This window comes from Affinundibacterium flavidum, assembly GCF_014284175.1.
Taxonomy (GTDB): Bacteria; Pseudomonadota; Gammaproteobacteria; order Burkholderiales; family Burkholderiaceae_D; genus Undibacterium; species Undibacterium flavidum.
This window is the reverse complement of record NZ_JACOGA010000001.1, coordinates 374,634-388,674: the sequence shown is the minus strand read 5'-3', so window position 1 is coordinate 388,674 and position 14,041 is coordinate 374,634. Positions and strand designations below refer to the sequence as shown.

14 protein-coding genes are annotated in these 14,041 nt (G+C 45.2%); 10 read left to right on the top strand and 4 right to left on the bottom strand.

The genetic code is table 11. From position 1 onward, the window contains the following. The first annotated feature begins 14 nt into the window (after nucleotides 1–14). From fliJ to H8K55_RS01665, 10 genes are all read left to right on the top strand, one after another. Entirely contained in the window at nucleotides 15–452 is a 438-nt protein-coding gene (gene fliJ, locus H8K55_RS01710) for a flagellar export protein FliJ (protein ID WP_222612305.1), read from the top strand. 44 nt (nucleotides 453–496) lie between these two features. After that, nucleotides 497–2,845 (top strand): flagellar hook-length control protein FliK, encoded by a 2,349-nt coding sequence (locus H8K55_RS01705; RefSeq protein WP_186940275.1) that lies wholly within the window; start codon nucleotides 497–499, stop codon nucleotides 2,843–2,845. A 350-nt stretch (nucleotides 2,846–3,195) separates the two neighbouring features. Beyond that, on the top strand, nucleotides 3,196–3,684 hold the full coding sequence (gene fliL / locus H8K55_RS01700) for a flagellar basal body-associated protein FliL (protein WP_186940274.1): 489 nt from the start codon (nucleotides 3,196–3,198) through the stop codon (nucleotides 3,682–3,684). 5 nt (nucleotides 3,685–3,689) lie between these two features. After that, a complete protein-coding gene (gene fliM, locus H8K55_RS01695) occupies nucleotides 3,690–4,703 on the top strand; it encodes a flagellar motor switch protein FliM (protein WP_186940273.1) in 1,014 nt (337 codons plus the stop codon). Then, on the top strand, nucleotides 4,696–5,127 hold the full coding sequence (fliN, locus tag H8K55_RS01690; protein WP_186940272.1) for a flagellar motor switch protein FliN: 432 nt from the start codon (nucleotides 4,696–4,698) through the stop codon (nucleotides 5,125–5,127). The genes fliM and fliN overlap by 8 nt, the downstream gene beginning before the upstream one ends. Before the next feature lie 10 nt (nucleotides 5,128–5,137). Beyond that, nucleotides 5,138–5,581: a flagellar biosynthetic protein FliO gene (fliO, locus tag H8K55_RS01685; protein ID WP_186940271.1), complete on the top strand. Its 444-nt coding sequence runs from the start codon at nucleotides 5,138–5,140 to the stop codon at nucleotides 5,579–5,581. A gap of 57 nt (nucleotides 5,582–5,638) precedes the next feature. After that, nucleotides 5,639–6,355 (top strand): flagellar type III secretion system pore protein FliP, encoded by a 717-nt coding sequence (fliP, locus tag H8K55_RS01680; protein WP_230408452.1) that lies wholly within the window; start codon nucleotides 5,639–5,641, stop codon nucleotides 6,353–6,355. A 22-nt stretch (nucleotides 6,356–6,377) separates the two neighbouring features. Further along, nucleotides 6,378–6,647: a flagellar biosynthesis protein FliQ gene (fliQ, locus tag H8K55_RS01675; protein ID WP_186940269.1), complete on the top strand. Its 270-nt coding sequence runs from the start codon at nucleotides 6,378–6,380 to the stop codon at nucleotides 6,645–6,647. Nucleotides 6,648–6,667: 20 nt separating this feature from the next. Next, nucleotides 6,668–7,471 (top strand): flagellar biosynthetic protein FliR, encoded by an 804-nt coding sequence (gene fliR, locus H8K55_RS01670; RefSeq protein ID WP_186940268.1) that lies wholly within the window; start codon nucleotides 6,668–6,670, stop codon nucleotides 7,469–7,471. A gap of 14 nt (nucleotides 7,472–7,485) precedes the next feature. Next, nucleotides 7,486–9,054 (top strand): NAD(P)H-hydrate dehydratase, encoded by a 1,569-nt coding sequence (locus H8K55_RS01665; RefSeq protein WP_186940267.1) that lies wholly within the window; start codon nucleotides 7,486–7,488, stop codon nucleotides 9,052–9,054. Nucleotides 9,055–9,261: 207 nt separating this feature from the next. On the opposite strand, the gene H8K55_RS01660 is transcribed toward H8K55_RS01665, so the two are convergent. The 4 genes from H8K55_RS01660 to pheS form a co-directional block, all read right to left on the bottom strand. Beyond that, nucleotides 9,262–9,621 carry a MerR family transcriptional regulator gene (locus H8K55_RS01660; RefSeq protein WP_186940266.1) on the bottom strand — a complete coding sequence of 120 codons (360 nt, stop codon included), beginning with the start codon at nucleotides 9,619–9,621 and terminating at the stop codon, nucleotides 9,262–9,264. A 23-nt stretch (nucleotides 9,622–9,644) separates the two neighbouring features. Then, nucleotides 9,645–10,007: an integration host factor subunit alpha gene (locus H8K55_RS01655; protein WP_456243343.1), complete on the bottom strand. Its 363-nt coding sequence runs from the start codon at nucleotides 10,005–10,007 to the stop codon at nucleotides 9,645–9,647. A gap of 284 nt (nucleotides 10,008–10,291) precedes the next feature. After that, the gene (gene pheT / locus H8K55_RS01650; protein WP_186940265.1) at nucleotides 10,292–12,718 is read right to left on the bottom strand and encodes a phenylalanine--tRNA ligase subunit beta; all 2,427 of its coding nucleotides are present in this window, start codon (nucleotides 12,716–12,718) and stop codon (nucleotides 10,292–10,294) included. 197 nt (nucleotides 12,719–12,915) lie between these two features. Further along, nucleotides 12,916–13,932, bottom strand: coding sequence for a phenylalanine--tRNA ligase subunit alpha (pheS, locus tag H8K55_RS01645; RefSeq protein WP_186940264.1), 1,017 nt, complete (start codon nucleotides 13,930–13,932; stop codon nucleotides 12,916–12,918). Nucleotides 13,933–14,041: the final 109 nt, after the last annotated feature.

Sequence of the window (14,041 nt, the reverse complement as noted above, 5' to 3'; positions counted from 1 at the left end):
CAATTGAGAACATCATGGCAAGCTCAGCACTACTTACACTCATAGAACTAGCGATCAATGATGTCGAAAATGCGGCAAAAAATCTAGGCAGATGCATCAAAGCACGCGATGACGCGAACACACAGTTAAATTTGCTTCACCAATACCGTAACGACTACGTCAATAGATTTCAAGCCAATGCACAAACAGGACTAAACGTTACCCAATTCACTAATTTTCAAGGTTTTATCAATAAGCTGGATCAGGCAATAGAAGGTCAAAAAAAGATCGTCGCCGATGCGGAATATAAAATTGAACTAGCGAGAAAGAATTGGCAAGAATGTGAGAAAAAGCGCTTATCTTATAAAACATTGATTGATAGAAACGCAGCAGCAGAAGTAATAAAAGAAAATAAACGGGATCAAAAACAGACTGATGAACGTGCTGGTCGCACATTATTCTACAAAAAATAAATCGCAGATTGCTTGCGACATTTAATTAAAGCAGGTGAAATAAAATGCCCAATTCACAAACTATTCATCAATCGCTCCCTATTTTCGCAGCAGCAAAAACTTCAGCGCCCGTCTCAGCACCAATAACTGAGTTAAAAACGAACGCGCCTAGCTTTAATCAAGTATTAAAGAATGAAGTCGTGAACAAAAGCAAGAAGCTGAATGTCGAGACAGCCAAGAATAATCCGCCTCAGAGTGTTAAGGCTAGCCCAGCACCGCACGAATCTGTAAAACCAATCAATCACGACAGTGACACTGAGGTCAACGATAGCGAAAGTGAAGACGCACCAAAATCGACAGAGTTAACATTGGGCAATTTGAGTGACCCAAGCTCATTACTTGCATTTGTCGGCAATATTTCTGCCTTGGCGCAATCCGCCACACAAGATCCAGCGAACGACAAGAGCTCGTACGACTCTGCAATTTCTGAACTCACAACAGGATCAGCACAAACAGTTTCACAAGGCGTCACGAATGACAAGAGCATCTACGACTCCGCAAGTTCTGAACTCACATCGAAAACGGAAATCGCCGCCACTACATCGTCCAATATTGACATTGGTCAGGACATCAAAGAGAGCGGTGACCATGCTTCTGACGATGGTAAGCAGATAGTCGCAACTAGCAGCACTGGCGAGCAAGCGCCACCTATGGTAAATGCGGACAAGACGGTGAATGCACTGAGTAATACTTCTGCACTGCAAGAAAAGTCTTCGATCAGCAAGGATGGCAAAATCACTTCGAGTCTGCAGCCAAATTCGCGGGCTAAGAATGACATGCTAACGACTGCAGCAATGACTATCCAAGCTCCAACAGTGCCGATCACTAGTGGACATAGCAAACTAACTATTGAAAACGCAAGTTTGAATTTGACCGCCCAATTGCGTAGCCAATTGAGTCAACAAATGGGCCAACAAATTCTGTCGGCTTCGACAAATCAACGCGAAAATAATGCGCTATCGAATCAAATAAATGGCGCAGCACCTGCAACGTCGGAAGTATTAAATTACCACCGTGGCACTGACAACACTTTGCTTACGGGACAAACAATTTCAGATTTCAGTGCTACAGCATCCTCACTCGCACGCCGTATTGACGAGCGCGACAATCTGACGGGTTTGCCAAAAATTGAACAATTTGGCATGCCAGCGGACGAAACCAATGATCGTTTGGAATTGCCACAATCAGATTTCACAGTCATGGCATCAAGTGATACCGAAGTCTCGGCTAATTCAGCACCAGTGAAATCTAACGTGACCGATTCTGATCTGTCTACAGTGAAAAACAAGGACACGTCTGATCTAGCAAAATCAAATCGGATTGCCGCCGAATCCGCGACTTCAAGTGCGATAAAAAATTCAGTCAGTGCTTCAACAAGCAATGGATCTCAAGCTCAAATGCCGCCAGCAAATCTGCAAAATACGTCGATATCAAACTTAAGCGCGGACAAATCTCAATTCAATAAACCTACTGCAGAAAACAAAACGAGCAATACCACGAATACGTCACGCGTAAGTGCTGACAACTCCCAATCAGACAATCCAGTTACTGAGAGCAAATTGAGCAACACGACGATTGCGCCAATACTGTCCACAATGGGCGAAAAACCAAGCACTGAAAAAGCAGTAAATAACATGTCTATCGCAGCGACCGAAGGTAGCAAAGATCTAAGTAACCAACATAAAATTGCAGAAGTCAGTCAAAAATCACAAGATTTCGCAACGTCGAACAGTGCGGATAACGCACAATTTGCTAAAGATTTAAGCACTCAGTTAACACGGGAGCGTCAGGACATTGTTAAGTTCACTAGCACAGAATCTCAAAACGAATTAGCAATCAAACCGCTAGCAACCACACCTACCGCACCAGCACCCGCAGAAGTTATAAGCACAGTAATGTCTGAACACATTGCACCGCGCGTTGCGAGCAAGGGCTGGGATCAGGCTCTTGGTCAAAAAATTGTCTGGATGGTTGCAGGGGGCGAACAAACTGCTCAGCTCACTTTGAATCCACCAGATCTAGGACCTGTGCAGGTGGTGTTGAGTATTAGCGATAATTTTGTCGATGCGAGTTTCGTTTCATCCCATTTGGATGTACGGGAAGCCATTGAAGCGGCAGCTCCAAAATTGCGAGAAATGATGGACAACGCTGGAATTTCTCTTTCGGGATTTTCTGTGAGTGCAGATTCCTCACAATCAAGCCAGTCGTTCAATTCATCTTATGCCGAGAATCGCGCAAGCAACAATGGACGTGGATTTGTCGGAAATTCTGCTGCTAATGAGATCAATACTGCACTCTCGGTACCGACTCAAACCAATTCTCGAGATTCGGGACTGGTCGACACCTTCGCTTAATTTAGGCGCTAAAGCTCGCCCGTGTTGTGAATGCGTGATGAAAGTCACCGTTTTTCAACGCGCGCTCAGTAATCGGGCTTGCTTTCCTAAAAACGATACTATAATTGAAGCCGCAAAAGAATTCCGTAGTGGAACTTTTCGATTTCTTTCTGGAAACTCATATCGAGAAAGTGTATCGACTAATCCATGACAAAGAATTGACTGAAAAAAGGGATAAGCTCAGTAGCAAATGCCGCCTTATCAGCAGAGCTAAACGATAATCTCCCCTCTTTTTCAAAGATAGAGATGATACAAAATGTTGGATAATCTCTCTTAATCAGATAAACGCTTAACATCGGTGAAAAATCAAAATGTCTAAAGCTCCAGAAAATCCAGCGACGACGCCCCCTGCTGGGAAGTCAAAAAGAAAACTGCTCGTGATCATTGCTGCGGCTGTACTTGTACTTGCTGGCGTTGGTGGTGGCGCGGTCTTTTTCATGTCAAAGAAAAAAGCACCTGATAAAGAACATAAAGAAGAAGCAAAAGCGCCGGTATTTTTGGCTTTAGAACCATTTGTGGTCAATCTGCAGTCTGAATTTGGCGAGAAATACCTACAAGTTCAAATGACCTTGCAAGTGCCTGATGAAGTTCAATCAAACTTGATCAAAGCCAATATGCCACAAGTAAAAAGTCGCCTGATCATGCTATTGTCCAGCAAGAGCGCCGAGGGTCTACTGACCCCTGAGGGCAAAGATACCTTGATCCAAGAGATCACAACACAAATTAACTTACCATTTGCTGCCAAAGGCGAACCACAGAAAGTTAGTGGTGTTTTCTTCACGTCATTTGTCGTTCAATAAATACCGTGTCTGATAATTTTCTATCACAGGAAGAGGTCGATGCCCTTTTAAAAGGGGTCACAGGCGATCAGGATGATTCTGAATCGCTGGAAGAGACCTCGGGTGTCCGGCCCTATAATTTGGCGACCCAAGAACGTATCGTTCGTGGGCGTATGCCAACGCTGGAAATTATCAATGAACGTTTTGCGCGCTTGTTACGTATAGGCTTGTTCAATTTCTTACGTCGCAGCGCTGAGGTATCTGTCGGTACTGTTAAGGTCTCGAAATATAGTGAATTCATCCGTAATCTGGTGGTGCCGACCAATTTGAATTTAACCCACATGAAGCCTCTGCGAGGTACTTCATTAATTGTGTTAGATCCAGGTTTGGTATTCTTATTGGTGGATAATTTGTTTGGTGGCGATGGACGATTTCATACCCGGGTTGAAGGGCGTGATTTCACCCAAACCGAACAAAGAATTATTCAGAGAATTCTAGAAATCATTTACGAAACCTACGCTAAATCTTGGGAGCCGGTGTATCCAGTTCAGTTTGAATATATTCGCTCTGAAATGAACACACAATTTGCGAATATTGCGACACCAAATGAAGTCGTAGTCTCAACCACCTTTACGATAGAACTTGGGCCTGTCAGTGGCGAAATGCATATGTGCATGCCGTACTCAATGATAGAGCCAATTCGCGATTTGCTGACTAGTAGTTTGCAAGGTGAAACGCTGGAAATTGACAAACGTTGGGTGCGTTTAATGACGCAACAAATTCAAATTGCCGAAGTAGAAATCGTGGCAGATTTGGGAACCACAAAAATGAGCCTGGGTGATATTTTGAACATGAAGGTCGGCGACATTATTCCGATTTCAGTTCCAGAAATCGTCTCGGCAAAAGTAGATGGCACTCCTGTAATGGAATGTAAATATGGCGTTTTTAACGGACAATACGCCTTACGTGTCGACAAAATGCTTGGATCAAGCGTCAATGAAATAGCGCATGAGTCGCTACATGGAGAAAACAATGGATGACAATAACGACAGCCCTATCAGTGAAGACGATTGGGGTGCAGCGATTGCCGAACAAGAAAAAGCCGACGCTGAAGCAGCGGCGAGAGCGGCAGCAGCGCCTGCTGTCCAATCTGGTGCAAGTATGTTCCAGGAGTTTGGCAAAAGCCCTCCAACCCAAACGCACAATGACATCGACTTTATTCTCGACATCCCAGTTCAACTAACAGTAGAACTCGGTCGTACCAAAATTGCGATTAAAAACTTACTGCAATTAGCGCAGGGCTCTGTCGTCGAACTCGATGGCCTGGCGGGTGAACCTATGGATGTTCTGGTCAATGGTTGCTTGATTGCGCAAGGTGAGGTGGTGGTGGTTAATGATAAATTCGGTATTCGCTTAACAGATATTGTTACGCCGGCTGAGCGTATCCGTAAGTTAAATAAGTGATGCCACAATAATGCGTAAATCATTCTTACTACCGTTTTTATTCTCGCTTGGTTTGCTGTTTCCATTACTGTTTCCACTACAGGCGTTTGCGCAATCAAATACGGTGTCCGCCAGCACAGGTTTATTACAAATTTTTTTGGCGCTCAGCTTTGTCATTGCGCTGATGTTGTTGATGGCATGGCTATTTAAACGTGTAGGCCCAATCAACAATCACAACAAGCTACCAGTTAATATCATCGGTGGTATCAGCATTGGTAATCGTGAACGCGTGATGGTGATAGAAGTCGCAGATCAATGGTTAGTTCTCGGGGTCACAGCTCAGCAAATTAATACGCTTGCCACCATGCCTAAACAAGAATTGCCAGTCAATGAATCCAATACCGGTCCGTTAGCAGCTCCATTTTCTGATTGGCTCAAGAAGACCATAGAAAAGCGCAATACACCAAAGAACTAAGTACTTATGAAAAACTTGCGCAAGATTCTTCGCCCTCTCCTTCCCTTTGCGGTGGTGATGCTATTAGCCGGCATGTCACAATTTGCATTGGCACAAGGTGGTGGCTTACCAGCGATTAACAGTTCACCAGCTTCCGGCGGTGGCCAAAATTACTCGCTCAGTATTCAAACTCTGATTTTTTTAAGCTCGCTGGCGTTTATCCCTGCGGCCTTATTAATGATGACCAGCTTCACCCGCATCATCATTGTGTTATCCCTGTTACGTCAAGCTCTGGGTACTCAATCCGCACCACCAAATCAAGTATTGATCGGCTTATCCTTATTTTTGACTTTATTTGTGATGGGCCCGGCATTCGATAAAATTTATGAAGATGCCTATCTGCCATTTTCTGAAAACAAAATCACAATGCAGAAGGCGATGGAAAAAGGAGTTGAGCCGCTCAAAGGATTTATGCTCAAACAGACGCGCGAATCAGATATCGCGCTGTATGTAAAATTATCCAACACCCCTGCTTTGCAAGGGCCTGAAGACATTCCTCTGCGGGTATTGATCCCCGCATTTATCACAAGTGAATTAAAGACTGCTTTCCAAATTAGTTTTGCGATTTTTATTCCTTTTTTGATTATCGATATGGTGGTTGCCAGCGTCTTGATGGCAATGGGTATGATGATGGTATCCCCCTCGATTGTCTCTCTGCCGTTTAAGCTAATGCTCTTCGTATTGGTCGATGGTTGGCAATTATTAATTGGCTCCTTAGCACGCAGCTTCTATTAGAGATCAAGATTAGGAGACAAAAATGAATCCAGATAGTGTTATGACGATGGGGCGTCACGCGATGGAAGTGACTTTAATGGTTGCTGCTCCATTACTGCTGGTGGCGCTGGGAGTAGGTTTAATCGTCAGTATCTTTCAAGCAGCAACGCAAATTAACGAAACAACTTTGTCATTCATCCCGAAACTGGTCGGCATTTTTGTCACTTTAATCGTCGCCGGTCCATGGATGCTGGGCGTGCTTGGTGATTATATGCGTGAAGTTTTCACCAGTATTGCCTTCATGAATGGCTAAAGCGCTATGGTTTCAATATTATGGTTTCAATAAATAGCAATGAGCTCATTGCCTTAATTGCCTCTTTCATGTGGCCATTAACGCGCATTCTCGGCTTTATTGCTATTGCCCCACCGATTGGAAATAACGGCGTTCCTGTGCAGGTAAAACTGACTCTAGGCGTCTTCTTAGCACTGATAGTTGCACCGACTATTCCACCGTTAAGCCATGTCGATCTCATTTCCATCGCTGGTATTGCGGTGTTAATGCAGCAATTAATTATCGGCTTGGCGATGGGATTTGTGGTCAGGGTGATGTTTGCTGGCGTTGAAATGGCTGGCGAAGTAATTGGCTTAACCATGGGCCTGGGTTTTGCGACATTTTTTGATCCGCAGACACGTGGTAGATCGTCCGCCATTTCACAGTTTCTAGTGATTATCGCCACCTTGGTTTTTTTGAGTTTAAACATCCATCTGGCGATGTTCGAAGCCTTGATTAACAGCTTTAAATCCATACCAATTTCAACTTCCCTACACATGGGCTTTAGCGTACAACGATTAGCTATTTGGGGAGAAGAAATTTTTAAAGTTGGTATGCTCATTTCCATGCCTATCGTGGCCGCACTCCTGATTACCAATATCGCTTTAGGAATATTGACACGTGCAGCACCGCAACTTAACTTGTTTGGTATTGGCTTTCCCATCACCATCGCTGTCGGCTTTCTCATGTTGAGTTTGATTTTGCCCTATCTTTTACTACCATTAGAGAACATATTCCAGCATAGCCTGGATGCCATTAATAACTTAGGCTCGCCACTGCCACTTAGTCCGACCAAGCAACCTTAAGGATCATTTTCGACATGTCTGTATCTTCGAAAGCGCATCTTCCGGCACCGCAGATTGCTTCTCAAGGCTTGTATCAAGCTCAGCAAATACAAGCGATTGAAGCAACGGCAAAAAAGACGCTTCCTGTTGGTGCACTCATGCGAGCCGCTGGAATTGCGGCTGCAAAATTAGCACTGAGCCTACTCCCAAAAGCACGCGGCAAAGTATTGATACTCGCTGGTCCCGGTGACAATGGTGGTGACGCCTTAGAAGTCGCACATCTCTTAGCCGAAGAAGGCTTGGAGATCCATGTGCTTTTACTCGGTACCGAACAACACTATTCAAGAGACGCAAGACAAAGCCTACACCGGGCTCAACATAGCCAACTACGATGGATATCACAAGCTGAAGTCGAGAGCCTTTCCATTAAGCATTGGGATTTAGTGATTGATGGTTTATTTGGAATCGGGCTCAAACGCCCTCTTGAAGGTGCAATTGCCAGCTTAATTACCCATATCAACAATAACAATCCCAATCATCAAACTCCGATACTGGCACTCGATATTCCTAGCGGATTAAATGTTGATACCGGCACCATTCCTGGTGATCAACATAAAGCTTTACAAGCAACCCATACCATCAGTTTCATAGCGAATAAAGTTGGTCTGCACACGGCGCAAGGTAAAGACTATGCGGGCCAAGTTCACATTGATGGCCTAGGTCTGGCACCTACAATTTATCCACCTGCCTATGCCCATTTATTGACAGAAAAAACCTTCATTAACAGCATGCCCAAACGTCAGCATGATAGCCACAAAGGAACTTATGGGACTGTATTGGTGGTTGGTGGAAATAATGGCATGACCGGTGCACCATTACTCGCAGGCCGCGCAGCTTTGTACTGTGGTGCAGGTCGAGTTCATCTGGGATTTCTCGGCAACTTCAATCCCGTTGATCATTTACATCCGGAGCTCATGTGTAGAAGCGCGGAGGATTCTGATTATATTTCTGCGATAGTGGCAATAGGACCGGGGCTGGGTTCGACTGACAATGCAAAACTGCAATTACAACGTGCCTTACAAGAAAGTACCGCTTTGGTGATTGACGCCGATGCGCTGAATCTAATTGCATCTCATGAATATTTACAAGAATTAGTAAAACGTCGAAGTCAGCAAGATCTACGCACTATCATCACACCACACCCTTTAGAAGTTGCGCGTTTACTCAAAACTACCGTACCCCAAATTCAGGCAGACCGGTGTACCGCGGCTAAAAAGCTAGTCGACATTTTTCAAGCTTGCGTGATCCTCAAAGGTGCGGGAAGCATCATCGCCGATGCAGATTATTTATGGATCAATAGTAGTGGCAATCCGGCATTGGCAACCGCAGGCACTGGCGACGTTTTAACTGGTGTTTGCGCGGCTTTATTAGCACAAGGATTAGGGGCAACACATGCTGCCTGCCTTGCCGTCTATTTACATGGCAAGGGCGCCGACGATTGCATATTAGAAGAAATAGGCCCGATTGGACTGACAGCAAATGAGCTAATCCCAGCAATTCGCTCGGCATTAAATAAACTGACTAAATCGGGGGGAACACTATAAGAATTCGAAGTGCGCGAATTGTAGGTCGCAAAGAGCAAGGTCAATGGTTGAATTAGTTGAACAAGCGGCCACCATGCTATCAACCACGCTGCCAACAACGAGCTAACTAACAAGCTGCAAGTATGAAGAGTAACTAATCACAACTCAAAGTTAAGCGATATTCAGCGTCACAAAAAACTAGCCTCGCTATCTCTCATCACAAGTCCATCAAAGCTTCAACAAGTTCAACACCGCCTGTAACTGACTACGAATCTGCACAGAACTCAGTGGCGTCGATGGTTTATTGTCTACAACAACTTCATCGTGCGTCGACTGATTATTCAATTTATTACGTGCACCATTAATCGTAAATCCATGCTCGTATAGCAGCTCACGAATACGACGAATTAGGAGTACTTCGTGGTGTTGATAGTAACGTCGATTGCCGCGGCGCTTCACTGGTTTAAGCTGCGCAAACTCCTGTTCCCAATAGCGCAATACATGCGGCTTGACGCCACACAAATCACTCACCTCGCCTATCGTAAAATAGCGCTTCGCAGGAATTGGAGGTAATACGAAATTTTCCATAGTGGCTTCAATCATAAAAGACCTTACGCTGCATTAACACCAGTGAATTGGTTAGGGGAATGCAGATCATCAACCATACCTTTTAGCTTTTGGCTAGCATGAAAAGTCACCACCCGACGTGCCGTGATGGGGATCTCCTCTCCAGTTTTTGGGTTACGTCCAGGGCGTTGTGGCTTATCCCGCAATTGAAAATTACCAAAACCCGAAAGCTTAACCTCGGCGCCTCGCTCCAAAGCATCACGAATCTCGCCGAAGAAAGTTTCAACCATATCTTTTGCTTCACGCTTATTCAAACCTACTTGTTCAAATAGAAGCTCTGCCAGTTCCGCTTTAGTCAATGTCGGTAAATCTTTTTCCGCTTTTGAACGTGCCTGCGCTTCTCGCATAGCACGTTTTAAATCTTCGTCTAACAGAGTATGAAGATCGGCAGAAGTTACATCATTCATCATTATTTACCTATTATTATCCAATTTTCACACCATGCATTTCTGCTACAGATGAGATATTCTTTTTATCTGCGAAGTGGCACATTACAAACTGTCTACTGTACAGCACTCTGTTGTTCATACAGATTTTCCAATTTGCACAACATTCCCAGCAAGCTTAAATGCTTTGACGCCCCTACCTGCCAAAAATGATTGGCACTCAAGGCGTCAAAAGATGCGCAGTTTTAACGAAGTCTTGCGGAAACACCGACACTCGCAGCAGCTACCAAAGCTGCTATTGCCAAGTCTACGGTTTCGTCTTGCAGGGTATTCTGAGTATCTTGCAAGCTAAAGCGGAAAGCAAGACTTTTCTCGTCATTTTCTAAACCTTTACCACGATATTCATCAAATAAAACAATGTCTTGCACGATTTTGCAAGATTCTGCTTTATTTATTTCTGCACGGAACACATCGACTAAATCTTGTGCAGCAACCGATTGTTTGACCACTAATGCAAGGTCACGCGTGACCGCCTGGAATTTAGAAATATCACGATGACCAGGTAAGCTAACTGACTGCAAAGCGCTCAATTCGACCTCAAACACGACTGGTGCCAATGGCAAGTCATACTTTTGTTGCAAACGTGGATGGAGTTCACCAATTAAGCCAATGACCTTGCCATCGCACTCTACTTGTGCAGAACGGCCAGGATGCAAAGCGGGATGGTCAACTTTATTGAAACGCAAAACTTTAGGTGCAAATAGATTTTCCAGATCTGACTTCAGATCAAAGAAATCAACATTGCGTGTCGCCTGCCCCCATTGCTCCGCCGCAACCGGCCCATACGCTAAAGCCGCCAAACGTTTAGGTTGATCGTAGCCCGCTAGCGTTAATGCGTCATCGACAACAGATTCGTCGCGCAAATACACCGCTGCCAATTCAAAAATACGCACACGATTCAGTTTGCGATTGAGGTTGTATCGTGTGTTCGCTACCAGGCTTGCTATCAGGCTGGTACGCATTACGCTCATTTGGCTAGCGATAGGGTTTTGCAGTTTGATCGGGTTATCGTTACCGCAAAAGTCTTTTTCCCAGGCTTCTTCTACGAAGCTATAGTTGACGACTTCTTGGAAATCCAAATCAGCGATCTGACGACGCAAAGTGAATGCAGAACGCGTATTTTCTGGCGCGATCAACATCGCGTTCGGCGCAACTGGCGGCAGAGAAGGAATATTCTCAAATCCATATACACGCACGACTTCTTCGATCAAATCTTCTTCAATTTCAATATCGAAACGATAGGATGGCGGTGTTACTGAGAACAAGCCGGGCTCTTGCGTGAACTGCAAACCAAGGCGAGTAAAAATATCAGCAATTTGTGCGTCAGTGAATGGCACACCAATCACTTTGTTGGCGCGTGCTGTACGTAATTTCACAGGAAGGCGTTTTGGCAAATTCACGACCAGGTCATCTACCGGGCCAACTTTAACATGCTCAGTACCACCACAGATTTCCACGATCAATGCAGTGATGCGCTCCACGTGTTCAACGATGGATGCGAAATCCACGCCACGTTCATAGCGGTGCGCCGCATCTGTTGAGAAATTATACTTACGAGCACGACCTTGTATCGCCTGCGGCCACCAGAAAGCAGATTCGAGATAGATGTTTTCTGTTTCTAATGTCACTGCAGTAGAGTCGCCGCCCATGATGCCGGCCAAAGACTCAATTTCCTGATGATCAGCAATTACGCCGACCCACTCATCGACCGCCACTGTGTTGCCATTCAACAGTTTTAAGGACTCACCCGTTTTGCCCCAACGTACATCTAGGCCACCATGAATTTTATCCAAGTCAAAAACATGGCTAGGGCGACCAAGCTCTAACATCACGTAATTAGAGATATCGACCAGCGCAGATATTGGTCGCTGACCACTGCGCTCCAAGCGTTGCTTCATCCAATCTGGCGTTGGTGCTTTCGCATTCACACCACGAATCACGCGACCTACGAAACGTCCGCACAAATCCGGCGCGCTGATTTTGACTGGCAATTTTTCCGTCAAACTCACTGGCACAATATGTGCTTCTGGCAAATGCATAGGCGTGCCAGTCAATGCAGACACTTCGCGAGCCACACCCAGTACGGATAAGCAATCGGCCTTATTTGGCGTCAATTTGATCGTGAATTTCAAATCGTTTAATTGATAATAATCACGGAAATTTTGACCAACTTGCGCATCGGCTGGCAAATCCATCAAACCGCCGCCGTCTTCGGATAATTTCAATTCACGCGCCGAGCACAACATACCTTGCGACTCAACGCCGCGCAGCTTGCCCACTTTAATCAAAAATGGTTTACCGTCAGCACCCGGTGGCAACACTGCACCAGCAGTAGCACAAGGAACCTTCATACCGACGCGCACATTTGGCGCGCCGCAAACGATATTCAACAAAGTGCCAGTACCAACATCGACCTGACACACATTTAAGCGATCCGCATCGGGATGCTTAGCGATTTCGCGAATCTCAGCGACAACCACATTGCTAAAAGGCGGCGCAACAGCCTCCACTTCCTCTACTTCCAAACCTGCCATCGTCAGAAGATGAGACAACTCGTCCGAAGTCATGTTCGGATCAACCATGGTACGTAACCAGTTTTCAGAAAATTGCATAATTCAACCGTGATGTTGATGGTGTACTTTGCAGTACAAAAAATATAGTCTTATTTATTCTTACGAATGGAGCTTCTAGAAATTCAATTATCGGGATGCAGATTGAGGCGCAAAACGTAGCAATACGTCGGTATTCAATATTGTGTGGCTTTGCAACGAAAATAGTCGCCCGAGAATTGGATTTATAGATGTCTCCATTAATTAAACTGCTTCAAGAATCGTAAATCACCTTCGTAAAACAGGCGCAAATCGCTCACGCCGTAACGCAGCATTGTCAGTCGCTCTAAGCCTGAGCCAAATGCAAAACCAATATATTGTTCAGGATCGAGTCCCATGTTTTTAATGACAGATGGATGCACCTGCCCTGAGCCAGAAATTTCTAACCAACGCCCTTTTAAAGGACCACTGCCAAACGCGATATCGATCTCTGCCGATGGTTCAGTGAACGGAAAATACGAAGGACGGAAACGCACTTGCAAATCATCTGTTTCAAAGAAGGCTTTAACGAAATTCAGATACACGCCTTTCAGATCCGCGAAGCTGATGTCCTCCGCAATCCACAAACCTTCGACTTGATGAAACATCGGTGAATGCGTAGCATCGCTATCGACACGATATGTACGTCCCGGCGCGATCACTTTAATCGGTGGCTTGTTCATGCGTGCATAACGTACCTGCATAGGGCTGGTGTGCGTACGCAGTAACAAAGGCTTACCAGAAGTATCGTTGCCCTCAACGTAGAAAGTATCTTGCATAGAACGCGCAGGATGATTCTCTGGGCTGTTCAGAGCGGTGAAGTTAGTCCAGTCATTTTCAATTTCTGGGCCATCTGCAACATCAAAACCTATCGAACGGAAGATTTCTTCAACGCGCTGCCAAGTACGCATTACTGGATGGATACCGCCCATGCCACGACCACGACCGGGCAAAGTCACGTCGATGGCTTCTGCGTTTAAGCGTGCTTCCATTTGCGCATTGGCCAAAGCTTCACGGCGAGCGGTTAAAGCATTTTCGATTTTTTCTTTGGCGACATTAATTACCGCTCCCTGAACTTTACGTTCGTCTGGAGCTAGTTTGCCCAGGCTTTTCATTTGTTCAGTAATTTGGCCGGATTTACCTAGGTACAAAGCCTTGGCATTTTCCAAAGCAGCAGCATCTGGTGCCGCTGCAAAATCAGCGATAGCTTGGGTGACAATTTGATCTAAGGGATTCATGCGATTTTTTCCCACTTCGTGTGGATGATAGAAAATAAAGTCTCTACATTTAACTAAAGTATCCACATGCAAAACAAAAAACCTAACCGCAGAGGCGCAGAGTACACAG